This is a genomic window from Natrinema caseinilyticum, assembly GCF_024227435.1.
GTDB lineage: Archaea > Halobacteriota > Halobacteria > Halobacteriales > Natrialbaceae > Natrinema > Natrinema caseinilyticum.
On sequence record NZ_CP100447.1, the window covers coordinates 63,170 to 80,947 of the forward strand.

The window sequence follows — 17,778 nt, forward strand, 5'->3', positions numbered from 1 at the left end:
ACTCATGAAGGACGCCCTGGAACTACTGTACACGGGAGATCTCCACCTCGGCCGTCACCCGAGTCGAATTCCGGATGATTTGGATGGTCCGGAGCTGTCGCCGAAAGCCGTCTGGCTGTCGACGGTCCAGGAGGCAATCGACCGGGATGTCGACGCGGTCGTGATTGCTGGTGATGTCGTCGATCAGGAGAATCGCTACTTCGAGGCGTACGGCGCGTTCGAAGATGGAGTTGCACAACTCGACGAAGCTGGGATTCCAGTCGTTGTGGTAGCCGGGAACCACGACTTCGATGCCCTCCCTGATATGGTCGATAACCTCGACGCTGACACGCTCCAGTTCCTCGGGAGAGACGGGCAGTGGGAACGTTGGACGCTCGAACGGGACGGCAAGCCCATCGCCCACTTCGATGGCTGGTCGTTTTCGGCCGAACACGTCTACGAGTCCCCGCTCGATGAGTATGACCTCCCGGCGACCGATGACGCTCCTCAGATCGGAGTACTTCACGCCGACCTCAACTCGCGAGGCAGCCGGTACGCACCGGTTCTGTCGAGCGAACTCCGCGACACCGCGGCAGATGCCTGGTTACTCGGTCATATTCACAGTCCAGGCATCCAGATCGACTCGCGTCCACTGGCGTTGTACTCGGGGTCGCCACAACCCCTTGACCCAGGGGAACAGCAAGCCCACGGCCCGTGGACGATAACGATACCTGAAAACGGAGACGTACAAGCTGAACAGATTCCCCTGGCATCCGTTCGCTACGACAGGGTTTCTGTCGACGTCTCCGGGGTAGACGACCCACAGGAAGCGACCGCCGTCATTTCGGACGAAATCAAGGAACACGTTCGCTCCGAACTCGATACGAGGTCGCTGGAACTCAGCCTCGTTCGCGTTCATCTAACTGGACGGACGGATGCGCACTCGGCGCTCGTCGATCAGCATCGGTCGATGGAGCGTGACCTCGGATTCCGGGAGGGCTCGGTTTCCGTCCGGATCGAATCGATTGATGTCGATACCCGGCCGGCAATCGATCTCGAAGACCTTGCGGAGGGAGACAATGCAGCTGCGTACCTCGCGGGTCTCCTGCTCGAAATCGAGAACGGTGATCCTCACGAAGCTTACAGTGACGTGCTCGATAACTCGTTAGGCGCTGTACGGCAGGCTCATAGTGCGAATGCGTACAACCCGCTTCGACGCGAGACTGAACTCGAGGATCCGGACGACGCTGACGCTATCGAGCATCTCGAACAGCAAGCACGGGTACTGCTCGATACCCTACTCAGCCAAAAGGAGGGTAACGCATGACCAGGGACCCGATCTGCTTCGAGGAAATCCAGATCGTCCAAGCTCCTGGATTCGAAACTGGCGGCTTCTCTGTCGACGACCTGTGCTCCGGCATCAATGTCGTTCATGGGCCGAACGCGGCAGGAAAAACGACGCTCGCTGAGTCGCTCGAATGGCTTTGCTGGCCCGAGACCGCCGACGAACGTGCATCCCTCGTGGGGCAGCTCTCGCTGAACGGTGAGGCCTGGCGAGTCGAAGTCGACAATGGACGCACGAGCTACCAACGCGACGGCCAGGAGGCGAACGGTCCGAGCCTCCCTCCGGCCGATCAACGCGACCGCTACCGTCTCTCCCTCCACGACCTGCTCCAGCGGGACAACAACAACGAATCGTTCGCCGAGATAATCGAGCGAGAATCAGCTGGTGGCTACGATCTCTCCGCAGCATACGACGAGCTCGGGTATTCGGATTCCCCGAGTCGGGCCAACAGGAACGTCGTCCAGAACGCCAAGGGAGCGATTCAGGAGTTGCGTGAGGCGCGAAACAACGTATCCGAACTACGCCAAGAGCAGAACGAACTCTCCCGGTTACGCAGTGAGCTGGAGGCAGCGCGTCATGCACAGGAACGCTCCGAACTGCTCGAGCAGGCGATCGACTACGCACAGGCGAGAAACGAGCTGGAGCAGGCTGAATCGAGACTCGACGAGTTCCCCGATATCTTAGAGCAGGTCGACGGAGACGAAATCGAGCGTGTTCGATCCCTCGAAGATGACATCGATGGGTGGACCGAGAAAAAAGACGAGGCCGAGAAAACGGAAACAGACGCTCAGGACCGGCTCGATGAGGCAGATCTTCCTGAAGAAGGCCTCCCGACAGGCCGTATCGACCATCTGAAAGAGCTTCGCGATGACCTCGATTCTGCGGAGGACCGGAAACGCGATCTCGAAGGAGAGTTGGCTGACGCAAAACGGCAGCGAGAAACTGCCCGAGAGGATATTCCCCTCAATGTCGATACCGAGGACCTCGTTGGCCTGGAGCCCGTCACGTGGAAGACCGTCTCGAAGTTCGCACGAGAGGCCGAGGAACTCCAGTCCGAGCGTGAAACCCGGGAGGCCGTCCAGCGACTTCTGGAGGACGGGGAGCATCCTGAGCCCGATCTACCCACGCTTCAACGTGCGAGTCAGTCGCTGGAGGAATGGCTGGCTGCGTCCGCTTCTACGGAGTCGAACGACGGTTCGGAAGCATTCCGTATCGCCACGTTCTCGGCCATTTCCCTCGCCTCGACGGCAGTCGCGCTGGGACTCCTGGTGCATCCACTGCTGTTCTCAATCCTGGTCGTAGCCGCTGGCATCTTCTGGTATGGGCTGCGCGCTCGCTCACAGTCCGCAGACGGAGGGAATTCACGAGAACCGCACCGTGAGTCGTTCGAGAAAACTGGTCTGAAGCCGCCAGAGACCTGGTCCGAGGACGCGGTTCGGTCCCGTCTGATCGGACTGTACGACGCAATCGCAGAGCACAAGCTGGCCGAGCGACGGTCCGAATGGCGCGATAGCCTGGCGACGGACTCGGACACGCTCGAACAGAAGGAGCAGGATCTGGAGAAAACACGTGCCAAACTCCAAGACCAGTTGGGCGCCGCGCCAGATGCGTCCGATGTCGAACTCGCCGTGATCTCCAAGCGAGTACTCGACTGGCAGGAAGCCCACGACGAGGTTGAGGGGATTCGAGAGAACATCGAAACCGTCGAGGACCAGATCGTGGCCGCCCGTGAAGACCTCCAAGCGAAACTCGATCCCTACGGCTACGACGACGTCCAGAGCTCCGGCGAAGCGACCGAGGCAATCCGGAACCTCGAGAACCGCGAACAGCAACGCGAAACCGCACAGCGGGACCTCGACCAAGCTACCGAGACGATTCAGGAAGCGACTGAGAAAATCGATTCGCTGGAGGCCGAACGCGATGAAATCTTTGTAAATCTGGATCTCGACTCCGATGACCACGATAGGTTGGAGGAACTCTGTGAGCAGGTCGACGCATACGACTCGGCTGCGGAAGCCGTACGAGAGGCCGAAATCAGGGCGAACACGGAGGCCGAAGAACTCGAAAGCTACCCAGAATTCGAACCGGACCTCAAGGAGCAGGAGATTGCTGACCTCAGAGAGGACCTTCGTGAGGCGGAACGAACTGCCGAGGATTTCGACGACCTGCAGTCACGGATTGCCGATATCAAGGCGGAGATCAGGCAGGCGAAGTCCGACGACCAAGTTGAAACGGCGCTCGCAGAGCGTGACCGGGCGCTCGATGAACTGAAAGACCAACTTGAGGACGACTGTGCTGCGATGGTTGGCGACGTCCTGGTGGATCACGTTCAGGAGGCGACGATGGAGACGAGTCGCCCTGACGTCTTCGAGCGTGCTCGTGAAATCCTGGCGACGATCACTCGTGGTCGGTATCGGTTGGACTTCGACGAGAATGAAGCCGAGTTCCGCGCGTTCGACGAATCCAAACAGAAGGGACTCGCGCTCGACGAGCTTTCGAGCGGTACTCGGGTTCAGGTCCTGCTCGCCGTTCGGATCGCCTTCGTCGAACAGCAGGAGCAGGGCGTTCGGATCCCGCTCCTCCTCGACGAGACACTCGCCAACACCGACGACCGCAGGGCGAAGACCATCATCGAGTCGACGATCGAACTCGCTCGGAACGGTCGGCAGGTCTTCTATTTCACCGCACAGGGCGACGAAGTGGCGAAGTGGACTGCTGCACTGGAGAGCACGAACGGCGTCACCCACGAAATCATCGACCTTGCAACGGTTCGCGATGTGGACGACTCCGTCCATATCCCTGATCTGGAATCGGTCGAATCGTTCACTCCGAAGGCACCCAGTCCCGTCAGTCACGACCATGCCTCGTATGGGGACGAACTCGCGGTGGACTCGTTCAATCCGCACCGTGGCGTTGGGACAGCGCACCTGTGGTATGTGGTCGACGATGTCGAAACCCTCCATCAACTCTTGGAGCTCGGAATCGAGCACTGGGGGCAGCTGAACAACCTGCTTCAGTGGGGCAACGGAGATCTCTCCTCCGTTGATTCCGACCAGATATCGGTCGCAGAGGAGAATGCTGCGGCGCTGAGCGAGTTCGTCGACGCCTGGAAGGTTGGTCGTGGCGAGCCCGTTGATCGAGAGGCTCTCGAGGCCTCTGGTGCGGTGAGCGGTAACTTCATCGACGAGGTCACTGCACTTGCCGAATCGGTCAATGGGGATGGAAGGCAGATCGTCGATGCCCTGCACAGTGGCGAAGTGAACCGCTTCCGTAGCGGAAAAGCGAACAAGCTGGAGACGTATCTCGAAGAGAACGGGTACATTGAACCTCGTGAGACGCTGGATCATGGCCAGATTCGTGCCCGCGTCATCGAGCGTTATGTCGGCGAAGGCGTCTCTCGCGACGAGGCCAAAGACAGGACCGACGAACTGCTTTCACGCTTGGACGGTGCCTAATTCATTGACCTTATCCAAAATCAGGGAATAACGTTCCCTCACATGGCGAATCCACCACTGAATATCGATTATTGGGCTTCTCTGTACTCTGCTTATACTGACTACGCCCAAGAGTACGACAACGCGATGGAGCATTCTCGTCTTGTCGATAGAGCACAGAATCTCTGGGATTGGAAGGGGCTAAATCGAACGATTGCATTTGAACAAATCACTGACGTACTCGAACAACTCGATCAAGCGGACTACATTCCCCAGGACCAAGAAGTAGCAATTGTATCGCTATCAGATCGGTTGATGGATGAGGGAGTCGTTGAGTCGAAAAGTCTCGTCACGTCAGCATTTATCCTCCATCTGATGGCAAGTGACCCGGATCGATATTCCGTGAAGTTCCCGATCTACGACCGCCGAGTGTGGAACGCTTATGTTTACCTCTGGAGAGTACGGAAGGACGGAAATCAACTGTACAGACAAGCGAGCCAGAGTCCATCTCAGTATGGCGAATTCTGTCGAAAGTTTGGTCAAACCTGTCCAGATGGCAAGGCCCGGAATTACGAACGAGCGCTATTCATGTTCGGGGGATTCATCATGAATCTACCACCGAACGACGCTCCGACACCAATAAAGAATATCGACGAGAAACTAAAGAGACAAGAGAAAACGCTCACTGATATGCACGACACGTCTGGATATGCATTGATCAATATTCACGAGATACTGGAATCTGATTAGAACTGAATCAGTGATGCACCCTCTGTATCTCGCTTAACCGCATCATCAGTTACCGAGTGTTTCGATATAACCGCCTCTCCAGACTAATCTCAGACTTCGTGGCCTGCTGGTGACTGATTCTGGGATTTATCTTCCCCAAGGGGATGAGGAGAATCAGAGAGGGAGCGACGAAAACACACTCTGACAGCGAATCGGTGTGTCTCGAATGCTTCCTCCAGTGCCTCCTCGGAGAACAACGATGTCCAGCACTGTTGCCCCAGACCTGCAGGATCGTATCCAGACCATCAGCGACGCATTCGCGGCGTTCGACGAATCCGGAGTCGCCGGCGGAAGCGACCCGACGTTCGCCCTCGACCAGCGCGATATAGAGGACCAACTGGAGCGGATGTGCGCCTACCGAGTTCCGATGGACGAGGCTGTTCGAACCATCGTTCGGAAGGCCTGCACCGATGCCGACCTCGACCGCGATGACCTCACCGACGACCTCGCCAAACTGGCTGGCTACGGCGGACGTCCCCAGAAGGCTGCTCGGACGATGCTCAACAGCATCGATGAGGCCGACAAGTGGGTCGACGTCGTCGCCGAAGTCGTCGAACTGTGGGAGCCCCGGAGCGAGAAGATTGCCCAAGTCGGACTGCTGGGCGACGAGTCCGGCCGACTCAAGTTCGTCGTATGGGCCAGCGCCGACCTGCCCGAACTCGAGGAGGGTGGCACCTACGAATTCGAGAGCGTCGTCACCGACGAGTACCAGGGCCGGTTCTCGGTGAGTTGCAATTCAGCCACCTCGATCAGCGAGACAGACCAGTCCGTCGAGGTCAGCGACGGCACGATCGAAGTCGTCGGGAGCATCGTCGACGTTCAAGAAGGTTCGGGCCTCATCAAGCGCTGTGGACAGGACGACTGCACTCGCGTTCTCCGGAACGGCCGATGTGCCGAACACGGACAGCGGGACGGCGACTTCGACCTCCGAATCAAGGCGATCCTCGACGACGGTGAGCGGTCGGTCAGCGTGCTGTTCAACGAGGAAGCGACGGAAGCGGTCACCGGCATCTCGTTGGACGATGCGACGACGATGGCGATGGACGCACTCTCGACCGATGTCGTCGCCGACGAGATCAGCGAGCAGCTCCTTGGTCGCAGGTTCCGGCTCACTGGTAGCGTCTTCGGGACCTACTTCCTCGTGGACAACGCGGAGCGATGTTCCGACGAGAGCGACCTCAGTGACGACGTACTTGAGCCTGCCCTGACTGCTCGACAGCCTGCTCGCCGAGTCCTCGCACAGGAATTGAACGCTTCGACAGAGACGTTTCAGGAGTCGGATGCAGAACGAGCGCCGGTCTTCGGGCTCTCCCCAACAGGTGCGGCGCTCAACCGTGTGTTGATCGTCGGGGCGCTCACTGAGGTTCGGGACGTGGGGTCGGACAATGAGTACTGGCAGGGGCGCGTTTACGCTGGCTCCGAGCCGGTATTCGTCTACGCGGGGCAGTATCAAGCAGATGCGATGGACACGCTGCGAAACGCAGAGACGCCATCGTACGTCGCCGTCATTGGCAAGCACCGGGCGTACGAGTCCGGTGACCGAACGAATGTCGCAGTTGAACCTGAACGCATCGTCCCTGTCGATGCAGAGACGCGAGACGTCTGGCTCGATGAGGCGGTCGCACATACTCGCGCCCGGCTCGAAGCTTATGAGGCAAGTGAGTCACCGTTCAGCGATGAGGCAGAGGTGGCGTACGGTGATGACGTAGACGAACTAGTCGAGGTCGTCAGTTCGCTCGACGGTCACGAAGAAGAGTAACAACCCTCACTTCTCCTCGCCGTCGGTGTATCCGCGTGAAATGTATCGGAACGAATTGGGTGGGACACATAACTGAGAATAGAGGCCCCACTAACGACACGACCGCCCGAGAACGTCTCGAAATGCATCTCGCTCAAGCCTTGACTCGCGCGAGGCGATCCCACGATTAGATGGGATAGATGTCACGTCTATGCTGGCCAGTACCGGATGTATATTCTGGGGGCTTGCTTCAGACCCCAAGATCACGATGTTTCTGAGTCAGCTGTCTTGTGCTGGTCGATTATTCGGCGATACTCTGACTCGCCAGATTCATAGAAACGTTCGGCGAGCATTACTGCTTGATCATTGTCGTTTGCCGCTGCTACTTTCACGATAGTCCAACGCTCGTCGCTCGCTGGATAGGTGAACGAAGTATCCCATTGGTCAACGAGCGCGACGAGCACATTGATTGCATCGTCTATATCTGCGGAGGTCGGACTGGAATTCACCTCGTTTGCCAAGAAATCGATTACTTGCTGGAACGGGAGCGATGAGGATAGACAAGGGGCGCTCTGAACGAGGTGGTCTGCGATTTCTGTTACACTGGCCGATGGTGGAGCATGCGCCAGGAGTTCGGCGTACTCTTGAAATCCATCACACACCGGTGTCTCGTGTTCTTCGAGCCGCATCCCCCAGAACTCGATTGCTTGATGCCAAACCATCGCCTCGATCTCACGGTCGTCAGTGTTGTTTAGTAGGCTGGTGAACGTCCGGGCGAACGCGAAATCGGCTGACTTGATGTCTTCACCATCTAATTCGGTGACGCTCACCCCGAACGCTTCTTCGATAAGCGGGTCCGATGCCTCGATGAATTCTTGTGCATATGCACTCGCGAGGTGCGAGCACACTCGTTCGTACGTTCGTTCGTCGTAGGTGTCGGCCGTGTTGTCGACCAGATATGCGCTGGTATCCTCTTCTTCCTTCTCCTCGACAGTGTCCGGACTGTCTGCCGTGTATAATTCAACCGCCCGCCCATACTTCGAACGCAGATCGTCGAACAGATCTTGTGATAGTCGATTAATTGTGAGATATCCTTCCCAAGTTGCAGTAAACTGTCGAACTGCATCAGGAGAGTCTTCTTCGGGAAAGAGCACATCCAAATGAGTGCAAACTAACGAGGTGTTTAGGTGGAATAGTAGCGGTAGTCGCATTCCGAGGGCGAAACGTACCGGTCGTGCAGAGTCCTCGAACAGGGCCATTATCCGATCCCACAAGTCTTGTTGACCCCCCGACGTATCTGGGTGCTCTGCATCCAGCGAGGCGAAAAAATATGTTGTTGAAACGATACCAGTCGCCCGAACCCCTTTTACGAAGATGGCGTTCTGCGGCGCAATCGACTGATTCCATCCCGCGCCTGTTTGCTCTGGATCCGGATCCTGGAGCTGTCGCAAGAGGATTTCCGACAGAACTTCCTCGTACTCGGCGACCTGAAGCGAACTCCGCGTATGTGAGATAATCGTCTGAACAAGTTCTGCAGCAGTCCGTCGTGTATCGCGAGGCCACCGCTGCTCATCTGTTCCGATGTTGGTGACTACGTCAAGTGCCTCGATGACGGAATCCCACGCTTCGATTGTGGTTTCGCGGTGGTCGGTGCCCGTAATAAGATATTTCACCGCTTCGAAGGCCGTGTCGGCGAAATTGTCGTCGCCTGAACGGACTATCTCGGGGAGGCTCGGGAGATACATTGCCGGGTCATCACGGAGTCGGTCACGGAGCTCCTCGTCGAGTAACGCTCGAACCTCATCCATGTCCTCTTTCATGTCTCCTTCAAGATGATGCGGGACCGCGTGCTCCATGCAGGCAGAGATGAACGCATCAGAGTCTAATTCAGAAGGATCAAGTGGGGTTCCGTCATCGCCGTCTCCCCATTGGAATGGAAAGTGGTAGCCGGTCCCGGCTTGATATTCGATCTCGCCATACTCATCAATTAACGACTGAATGTCTCTCTGCTGTGAGTTCGACACTGCATCTCGAACGTGATATAGCCGTTTCAGTTTCCAACGATCGATATGAGCGTCGACCATCTGGTCGAGTTCGTCCGTGGAATCGAACTCGCGCCGATCAGACAACCGCTCGCGGATGTCCTCTTCATCGAGCGCCTCGTTGATATGCTTGAGGACGGTCTCTTGATCCGCTTCTGAAATGACATCGAACCCACTATCCAGCAGGGAGATGTATTCTGTTGAGATCTCGCGGTCGACAACGTTTTTAGCGGTTGTCAGAACCTCACTAACGAGTCCCGGCGCTCGTTCGGGATCCCGCGCGAGGACGCTTATCGAAATCTGCTTGAAGACTCCGTCATCCTCTAAGTAGTGACGCACCCATGTAGACCCAACTGACGCGTCGTGGACGAGCAGCGATCCCAGAACGCCTTCGATCACCTGGAGAAATACTACCTCTATCTTGGTGGGGTTGAGTCGGTTGGCAACTAATCGACGACGGAGCAGGCGTTCCGGCGGAATTTTATCTGTAGATTGTGAGACAATGAGCTCCAGACAGGTTCGGAACCGTTCGTCAAGTAGGTCAAGAAGGTCCGTCCCACAGGTAGCGACTAGCTCGTCACCGTACTCGTCGAACAATGATTGGATCGACCTCGCCCGGAGTCGACAGTGAACCTCTGTCCTCGTTCCTGAATATTCTCCTCGTTCAACCTCGGTTGTCTCGCTCACCGCCGGTTCGAGGAGAGTGGAAAGCAACTCCAACGCGGTGTCAAACTGGCTCTCGTGGATTAAGACGCCTACCAGCGTCGATAAATTCGAATGCATCCGCTTCGATGTCTCTCGGTCCATATCGGCGAGATACCTCACTACCAGAGACGTCAGTCTGGAAAGTTGCGTGGGGGGCAAGGAATCGACGACGGATAGATAGGGGCGTAACTGGGATCGATCAGGCGCGTCATACGTCGCTAGTGCATCTATTAGGATCTCTGGGTGTGCCCCGGCGAGTTCGGAGACATACGTTGCGGAATGGCGGCCAAATTCCGAGACTCGTTCATTGTCGACCAAGTATCTCGCCCACGCCGGGGAGGAGAGATCACGATAGAACTCCCGTGTGAGGTTCTGGTCCGTGTTCAAGGAGTCCAAGAGTGCCCGGGCAGTTTCGTCTGGCAACTTTTCCGGCCCGAGATCCCGTGCTGATTCGGCGAGGATCGACTTTGCGTAGAACCCGAGGTCTGAATCTGAACCGAGCCCATCCCTAATGAAGGAGGTACTCCTGCTGGCGTCCTCTATATACATACGAAACATCCAGTCGAAGACATCCGCTGCGACGCGTTCGTCGATGTCGTCCTCAAGAACGTCTTCAACGGAAAAATCCCCACAAACCGCGTCCCACGCGTAGAAATACGATTGTAATTGGTCGTGTTTGAACCGATATCGGCGGCGCCAGTCATTGACGATAGTCCCCCTGCTTTGCAGCCGTCCGTCACCGGGATTTCGTTCTTCGATTTCGAACGTGGTTGTCCGGTCACGGAGGGAAGACCGTGCGTGGTAGACACAGCGGTCGACCGGGCTGTCCTCCCAGCTCGCCGGGATGGTACCCGACGGGCCGCTTCCCTCAGTGTCAAGCGACTCCCGGTATGCGTCCCACAGTGCGGTTTCCGTAGTAAGCGAACTAGGATCGATGGCAGCGTCGGCTGCTATCACGTCAGCGAGTAGCGTCAGGTTCAGTAGTCGCTGACACAGGTCAAGTAGCGCCGGAGGTTGCTCCTCAGAGTCCACACCGAGTTCTGACAGTAGCGATGACACCTTGGCCTCGTCCAGGGATTCAAGCTCAATCTGGGTGAACTGAGACGCCTCATTCAACCGCTGATATTCCGGTTGTTCCAGATCCCATGTCCGGCATGCACAGAGGACGCCAACCTGGTCCATCTCGCTCAAGTCGAGGAGTAGATGTTGGAATACGGTGGCTGCAGTTTCTATTCGGATATTATCAAGCTGATCAACCACTACCGTACAACTACCGTTCCGGTCAGCGACCTCCTGAAACAGATCTCGGAGGCTGTTCGTGATGCCGAGCTCCGCCTCGACATCGGAGATTGACCTGAACTGACCGAATTCACGTGCATCAATGAAGTAGACCGGATGCTCGTCCGCCAGTGTGGCATATTGCTCCGTCAGCACACCCGTCTTTCCAACACCTGCAGGCCCGGTAAGAATAACGTTTCCTCCAGCAGATAGTTCAGACTCAACCGTCGCAACGCCTGAAAGCGAGACGTGTTGGTCGATTTCTGGAATTTGGTACGCCGTCTCGGACGGGGCCATCCGATTGCTCCACCGTGACAACGCGTCGAGGTCATCGTAGTATCGCTCATGCCGTTGCTCAATCTCTTCAACCAGCGTTTCTGTGAGGGTGTTTGTGTGGCGGACGTATTCGTAGAGAATCTGGTAGATCTCGTGGGTCTGTCCCCCAGCAACGAGGTTTTCTTCGAGATAGACAAGGAATCGTTCGATCGTCGCCTCGAAATCGACATCTTCGGTCGTATTCGCCCGCACCTTTAGCGCATAAGCAAGGTCTGAGAGTATCTCATCAGTATCTGCAGAAGCCGTCGCTTCTTCGTCAAGTTCAGCCTGAAAAACATCGAGAAGATCGTCTGAAGAGATTCCGGGGGTATCAGCCGCAGTCGCCTCCGCTGCGTCAGCAACGGCCTTGTGAAATGTTCTTCCTTTTCGGAACCTGCTGAAAATCTCCGTTCCTGAGTCGTATGCGATGGAGAAAAGAACCGGGTCAGGGATCATTGACAATCATTCTCTTTGCTATCCCCGTATAGGTTTGGCCGTTGGGCTCCAATTCGCGTCAGAGTCGATCACTGGGGTTGATGAGTCGACTTGGGAAGCGTGGGTTGCGGAAGCTGCGGCTCAGACCAGTGACTGAATCGAGGCATTCGAGGCTGGCGAGGCCTCCTTCGGTGCGCAAGCACAGGACGAGTACGGTGAGAGCCTCAGTGAGCTTCGAAAGGCCGTCGTCGCCATTGAGGATGGCAACTCTGACGACAGCGAAGAATAGTCGCAGTCGTTCAGAATCTGCTACTTCTTCTCCCCTCAGCTATATGGAATCTCTGTGTGAACTCCATCTATGCTCGTCCCTGAGGAGTACATCGTTGAGGAGATCGAGATCGACGAGCGAGAGTTAGAGCGGGACCCTCCGGGGATTCACCTACGATATAATCATACAGAGCCGTCCGTCATCAGCGATGGCGTCGACTTTATCGCCGTCATCGCTCAGGGTGACGACGAGTACCGGATCGACTACTGGGGGTACGCCTTCGGCCGGATGTATCTCACTCCAGAGGGTGTCCAAGAACTCGGTCAGCGACTCGCCTACGAGGAAGACGAGGTCCCTTCGTGGACACTCGACTCCGAGACCGTCGATGCTAACGACCCGCCATGGTGGTTGCCAGATGACACCGCTATCGATCCCACCGTTGCGTGTGAACACTGTGAGGAGATCGTTTCGGTGCGAGAGGTCGTCACTCCACGGCAGCACCCGGTGGGCATGGATGGGACTGTCTTCTGTCGTGATTGCTGGGAACAGCATTGACTAACCGAAGTCACTGAGCCGCTAGATGGGGCAGGAAAGCGAACGACCAATCCATAGTTACCCCACGTAATCGAATAATCTACGTTCCTGTGGGGTAACCTTGCTTTCTTCAATTGCTCCGGTTCAGGTGTTCGGAAAGAGGGGTTAGGATTCTAAGTCTCAGAGAGACTTCTTGTGCTACTTGGTTCTACGTCGTTCTCGTCACCTGCTGTTTCGTCGCTGTCTCCGACGCAGTTGAACGATTCTGCGCAACTACTTCGACATCATCCTGCGCGAGCCACCAGTCGGGCATCCAGTCCGCGATCGGGAACACCCAGCTTTCGGATCCTCGCCAGTACGCGATTGGATTCCTCGGCACGGCTGCTCCGGTGATCGAGGGCTTCGATTTCCGGTGTGGTCTCGTTCGTCGTGACTCTACAGATGGAGTCTGCTGTGGCGTCGACGCTGATTCGTCGTCTGAATCGTCAGGCGCCTGTTCGAGAATCGTGATTTCGCTATCGCGTCGAGTCTCGAACGTTGCTTCGTTCCCGTACCAGCCTTTGTGGACGTTCTCGACACGCACGAGGTCACCGACCGTCAGTTCGGGGAACCGGTGTGATCGGATGAGCGTGCGGCCACCGAAGTCCGTCGGGTCTGGCGTCGGGCGCGTCTCGTCCCATTCAGACTTCTTCCAGATAGCGAAACGAATCGTCCCGGTCTCGTCCTGAAGGACGCCGGCCTGCTTGATTCCGGGGTGAGTGTTCTCGAAGAGGATCGAAACACGACCCTGCGTCGAGAACCGTCCCTTCGTCTGTGCAGTCGACATATATCGGACGTTGCCGATCTTCTGGACGTTCTGGGGATCGTTCGCTTCGTCTTCGGCCTGTCTGAGCAGCGCATTCGTCGGCTCGACGCCGCGGTTGACACGCTTCGCGAGCGCGAGCGCGAGCGTCAGCGGACTCTTGCGCACCTCGTAGACCTTCTCGAAGTCGTCACTCAGGAGTCGGTGCGCCATCGCACAGACTTCCTCGTGTTCGTCAGGGTCCAGCTCGAGCAACGGACGAAGGCGGTCCTTGTGAGCCTGCTTCGCTCGTTTCTCTCGGGCCTCAGCGAGTTCAGCCGCAGTGGGTCGAGTCGCAGCGAGTTCGTCGAAGCGGTTGTTCAGCCACTTCGCGTGACCGACTAGCTCGACATCGTCGCTCAGCTCGCCAGGGTGGCAGATGCCATCCGTGACTTTCCGTTTCTCGGCCTCCAATGCGAGTGATCGCTCGATAGCCTCCAGAGAGCTGCCTGCGAACTGCTCGGGCTCTGTGACCAGGTCACCGAGACGGACGTATTCGCCATCGGGGAGCAAGACCTCCAGATCGGCGGTCTCGAGTCCCGTGGTTGTCTCCGTCCGCTCAGCGTGGTCGCGGGTCTCTGCGTCGTCCGGTCGGTCGTACGCCTGCAGTCGGCTTTCGGCTGAACCGAGTGAAGCCGAACTCGAGTGGCGGCCAGTGGTCGTCACTCGGTGGTCGACAGCCTTCGAAGTGGGCGTCGACGGCGTATGTGCAGTCGTGCGGCCGGCGGATTCGTCGAGGCCACTGGCGACACCAACCACTTGTTCGCCGGTCGGATCGACGAACTTCGAGCTGGCGTTACCAGGGTGCCACGATGCGAGATCGCCTGCTGAATCAGGCTCGATGAGCGCATCAGCGGGCTGGCCGTTCGCGTTCGTTCGGGCTCTCATGAGCTGTCCTCGTTCTGGGACGATGGGGTAGCCATCAGACGTGTACCCGTACAGTCCATCGACGGGTTCTGCACGCGTCCCGAAGTCAGTCTTCGCTGCGGTCCGCTCCGTGTAGACGTCACCGTCTTCTTGCTGTTCCGTCGCGACCTCGGGGTCGTTTCGGGAGTCAGCGTCGGATGGGGCGTCCATGAGCGCCCAGAGGAGTCCTGCCAGTCGTGCGACCAGGCGAGTTCTCGTCGTGGGCTCAGTGGTGGAGCGGCGCTGCTCCTGGTCCTCCCGGTAGGTCCGGAAGTAGGGCGAGCGACCGTCTTCAGTCCGCGTCGTTGCGGTCCCATGTCGTTCGTTCGTCTGCTTCGTCGCCGCTATCGTCGCCGATAGGTTCTTATTCTCAGTGTTGCTACTGTTCATTGCATTTCACCTAATGCACTGTGAGGCTCTAGTCAGCCTCACTACTTACACTGTTTAGCGGAGCATAGGTATATCGACAGCAGAGGCCACAGAACGCTAGTTCTCAGTAAGAATCCCCACAGTTTCCCCACAATCTTCTCGGGGATCAGAGAGTGTCCAACTGTGATCTTAGCAGGCGGAAACTCTCACTCTTCAAGACAAAACTTGCATCGCCTGATTTACCTCCGTCTGGTGGACACTATTGGTGTGGCGACCAATAGAGTTATTCCATTGGCCTACAAACCAATGGTTGAGGATGGGCTCGCTGACCGACGATGACCTCGATGGCGTAAGCAAGGGGCAGAAGTACCCTGACGGGACTGTTGTCCGGGTGTTCTGCATGCGGACTGACCGTGATGCGTACCCGTCTGGGTGGGCCTACAAGCTCCATTACGGTGCAACAGAGCCAGATCCGCCCCGTACGCTTGAGGACGGTACGATTCGTCGGTACGACAACTCGCACGAGGACACAAAAGGCCACGAACTCCACGTCGCACCCGAGACAGAACCAGAGATAATCGAGTTCCCAGGGATGGTCGAACTCTGGGAACGATTCTGGAGCGAAATTCCGAAATCCGAAATCGAGGTCAAGTGAGGCCATTACCACGGTGATACCCATGAACGAATCAACGCCACCGCTGCATCCGATGGAACGCGAACAGCTTCGGGCTGCGTCGACGCTCGTCGTGACAGTCAAATCGTCCGACGAGTTCCACGACGACGTTACCGAGGACGTCGAGTCGCTGGAACACGGTGATTCAGTGGACGCAACGCCGACGCTGTCGTTCACCAGCTACGACGACCTCATGGAGACGCTGACACCGCGTGTCCTCGAGCTCATTGAGGCTATTCGCCGGGAAGAACCATCTAGCATCAACGAGACTGCCAGGGTTGTGGATCGAGACGTGAAAAACGTCCACGAGGAACTTAGTCGACTTGCTCAGCTAGGAATCATCTTCTTCGAGAAAGAAGGACAGAGCAAGCGCCCGGTCGTCTGGTTCGACGAACTCGTCATCAACCTCCCGTTCGATCCCGAAGCTGGAGACACGGCAGCTGCAGCACCCTAGGAGTACGAATGACGGTCGCTGAGGCAGTGGGAGAAGTGCTCGCCAAATGAGTGGACGCATACGTGCCCCACGTTTGATTACAAGTTCCGATGGGGTTATCTACATCACATGGGACGACCTCACAGCGAGTTAGACATCGTATTTCTAATCGGTCGGCACTGGGATGAAATCACGTCTGAGACACCCTTGGAGGAGATTGAATTTCACGATGGTCACTTCGATGCCACTGGAATTTTCGACGGCAGGGAAGTTATGATTGAAGTGGAGCAAGAAGGGAGTGACTTCTTCCAGCATGGACATAGTCACAAAGAGTGTGACCTCGTGATTTGTTGGAAAAACAATCGCACGTCACAAGGAATCGGTAGCATGGAGTCGAGAGAGTGGCAATCCCGTTCAAACGACCCCGATCCTGCCTTTGAGGATATCAGTATCGACGTTCTGGAATTGAGCGAGGTAGAGGTGTACTGGTCGGACTGATTTACTCTTCAGAATATCATCCCGAGAACATCGCACCCGCCAGATTTTATCGAACCCAAATTGGGTGAGGAATAGAAAATGCATATGCTCATCAGAATCCTCGTTCCAGCGGTCGATAGCTCGGAGGCGGTCAGTACAGCTCGGTACGCACTCGACCGATTGATTGGAATCGGTGACGGAGCGTCGACGGCGTTCGACTACTACAAAACGCTAGATGAATCGACGGCTCGGTATCGAGATCATCCCCGCTACGGCGGCCTCGACCCAGCCCTGTCCCTGAAGTCGGAGACGGGGAGACAACTCCTGGAGGACGCCGTCGAGGCACAAGAAGCGTGGTTCCGTGAGACACTCGACAAGCTGCGAATGAAACTCGAGTCTCTCGATTGTGAGTCCGTGATGGACGACGTCGACCTTACTCGGTTCGATTGTTATCGACTCGGCCAGTTCGCCGGGCCATCTGTCTGGATCTACGACCAACACGGCGCCGGCCTTCGCTCTCGGTCAGCGGTCGAACAGCATCTCGAACACAACAGTGATGACGAGTTCTGGGTGGTTCCTGCTGATGTCCACTACTGAGCCTTCTCTCCGGATTTTATCTTCGACGAATCGGTGTGGGTCGTGTACTTTGGACTCACTGACTCCGGAGTTCTCCGCGGAGGCTCGATGAGCTTCTATGCGACCGTAGTCGGGTACATTCAGTACCGGAGCCAGACGTTCCTCGATGCCGCACTCGACAAGTTACGGCATGGAGGCTGGCTCGACACGGAGAACCGGTGGAGAACCGACGGTCGGTCTGGAGGACACAGCCACCTATCCTCAGTGGATGCCGAGAACCTACTCCTGGTTGTTCCGTCAGATCTGTACCGAAATCTCGCTCGGATTTCGACCAGCCTGTTCGTCGGAGCAACCGACGGCGTCCTCGTGATCAGCTCCGTGGACGGGTGCTTCGATGCGTGGGTGGAACGACCACTTCCTGCAGCCGCTGCTCCAGACCCCACGACAGACGCGATCACGAGTATCGAAGCAGTCGATCTCGAAGCGTTTGCGCGAAAATACGCTCTCGGTGTGAAACGGTTCGAAGCCTCAACTCCTGGCGAATACGCAGCTTGGCAGAATCAGGTTCTCCGTGCATTCCACCGCGAATTCAATCCGGAACTTCCGCCCAACCTGACTGGCCCCGACTTCGAGTAATCCGC

10 protein-coding genes and 1 pseudogene are annotated in these 17,778 nt (G+C 57.0%); 9 read left to right on the forward strand and 2 right to left on the reverse strand.

What is annotated here, in order from left to right; translation table 11 throughout:
* The first annotated feature begins 4 nt into the window (after positions 1-4).
* The 4 genes and pseudogenes from NJT13_RS22915 to NJT13_RS23635 form a co-directional block, all read left to right on the forward strand.
* Positions 5-1,306: a metallophosphoesterase family protein gene (locus NJT13_RS22915; protein WP_254526117.1), complete on the forward strand. Its 1,302-nt coding sequence runs from the start codon at positions 5-7 to the stop codon at positions 1,304-1,306.
* Complete coding sequence (locus NJT13_RS22920) at positions 1,303-4,779, forward strand: AAA family ATPase (RefSeq protein WP_254526118.1); 3,477 nt, start codon at positions 1,303-1,305, stop codon at positions 4,777-4,779. Before NJT13_RS22915 ends, NJT13_RS22920 begins: the two co-directional genes overlap by 4 nt.
* A 42-nt stretch (positions 4,780-4,821) precedes the next feature.
* The gene (locus tag NJT13_RS22925; RefSeq protein WP_254526119.1) at positions 4,822-5,508 is read left to right on the forward strand and encodes a hypothetical protein; all 687 of its coding nucleotides are present in this window, start codon (positions 4,822-4,824) and stop codon (positions 5,506-5,508) included.
* Between the two features lie 238 nt (positions 5,509-5,746).
* Positions 5,747-6,724, forward strand: a pseudogene (locus NJT13_RS23635) (hypothetical protein); the annotation flags it as partial.
* A gap of 824 nt (positions 6,725-7,548) precedes the next feature.
* Here the strand turns inward: NJT13_RS23635 and NJT13_RS22935 are convergent.
* Complete coding sequence (locus NJT13_RS22935; RefSeq protein WP_254526121.1) at positions 7,549-12,081, reverse strand: NACHT domain-containing protein; 4,533 nt, start codon at positions 12,079-12,081, stop codon at positions 7,549-7,551.
* Positions 12,082-12,418: 337 nt separating this feature from the next.
* Between NJT13_RS22935 and NJT13_RS22940 the strand changes: the two genes are divergently transcribed.
* Entirely contained in the window at positions 12,419-12,883 is a 465-nt protein-coding gene (locus NJT13_RS22940; protein ID WP_254526122.1) for a hypothetical protein, read from the forward strand.
* A 187-nt stretch (positions 12,884-13,070) separates the two neighbouring features.
* Here NJT13_RS22940 and NJT13_RS22945 read toward each other — a convergent pair whose 3' ends face one another.
* Positions 13,071-14,999, reverse strand: coding sequence for a hypothetical protein (locus tag NJT13_RS22945; RefSeq protein ID WP_254526123.1), 1,929 nt, complete (start codon positions 14,997-14,999; stop codon positions 13,071-13,073).
* Positions 15,000-15,294: 295 nt separating this feature from the next.
* On the opposite strand from NJT13_RS22945, the gene NJT13_RS22950 reads away from it, so the two are divergent.
* The 4 genes from NJT13_RS22950 (at position 15,295) to NJT13_RS22965 (ending at position 17,773) form a co-directional block, all read left to right on the forward strand.
* Positions 15,295-15,633 carry a toxin-antitoxin system TumE family protein gene (locus NJT13_RS22950; protein WP_049986414.1) on the forward strand — a complete coding sequence of 113 codons (339 nt, stop codon included), beginning with the start codon at positions 15,295-15,297 and terminating at the stop codon, positions 15,631-15,633.
* 22 nt (positions 15,634-15,655) lie between these two features.
* Entirely contained in the window at positions 15,656-16,105 is a 450-nt protein-coding gene (locus NJT13_RS22955) for an HVO_A0114 family putative DNA-binding protein (RefSeq protein ID WP_254526124.1), read from the forward strand.
* A 555-nt stretch (positions 16,106-16,660) separates the two neighbouring features.
* Positions 16,661-17,158 (forward strand): DUF7995 family protein, encoded by a 498-nt coding sequence (locus tag NJT13_RS22960; protein WP_254526125.1) that lies wholly within the window; start codon positions 16,661-16,663, stop codon positions 17,156-17,158.
* Between the two features lie 87 nt (positions 17,159-17,245).
* Positions 17,246-17,773 (forward strand): hypothetical protein, encoded by a 528-nt coding sequence (locus NJT13_RS22965; protein ID WP_254526126.1) that lies wholly within the window; start codon positions 17,246-17,248, stop codon positions 17,771-17,773.
* Positions 17,774-17,778 lie beyond the last annotated feature (5 nt).

Coding starts and splice junctions, on each gene's coding strand:
- NJT13_RS22915 (WP_254526117.1), top strand. CDS start 5: ATGAAGGACGCCCTGGAACTACTGTACACGGGAGATCTCCACCTCGGC.
- NJT13_RS22920 (WP_254526118.1), top strand. CDS start 1,303: ATGACCAGGGACCCGATCTGCTTCGAGGAAATCCAGATCGTCCAAGCT.
- NJT13_RS22925 (WP_254526119.1), top strand. CDS start 4,822: ATGGCGAATCCACCACTGAATATCGATTATTGGGCTTCTCTGTACTCT.
- NJT13_RS22935 (WP_254526121.1), bottom strand. CDS start 12,081: ATGATCCCTGACCCGGTTCTTTTCTCCATCGCATACGACTCAGGAACG.
- NJT13_RS22940 (WP_254526122.1), top strand. CDS start 12,419: ATGCTCGTCCCTGAGGAGTACATCGTTGAGGAGATCGAGATCGACGAG.
- NJT13_RS22945 (WP_254526123.1), bottom strand. CDS start 14,999: ATGAACAGTAGCAACACTGAGAATAAGAACCTATCGGCGACGATAGCG.
- NJT13_RS22950 (WP_049986414.1), top strand. CDS start 15,295: ATGGGCTCGCTGACCGACGATGACCTCGATGGCGTAAGCAAGGGGCAG.
- NJT13_RS22955 (WP_254526124.1), top strand. CDS start 15,656: ATGAACGAATCAACGCCACCGCTGCATCCGATGGAACGCGAACAGCTT.
- NJT13_RS22960 (WP_254526125.1), top strand. CDS start 16,661: ATGCATATGCTCATCAGAATCCTCGTTCCAGCGGTCGATAGCTCGGAG.
- NJT13_RS22965 (WP_254526126.1), top strand. CDS start 17,246: ATGAGCTTCTATGCGACCGTAGTCGGGTACATTCAGTACCGGAGCCAG.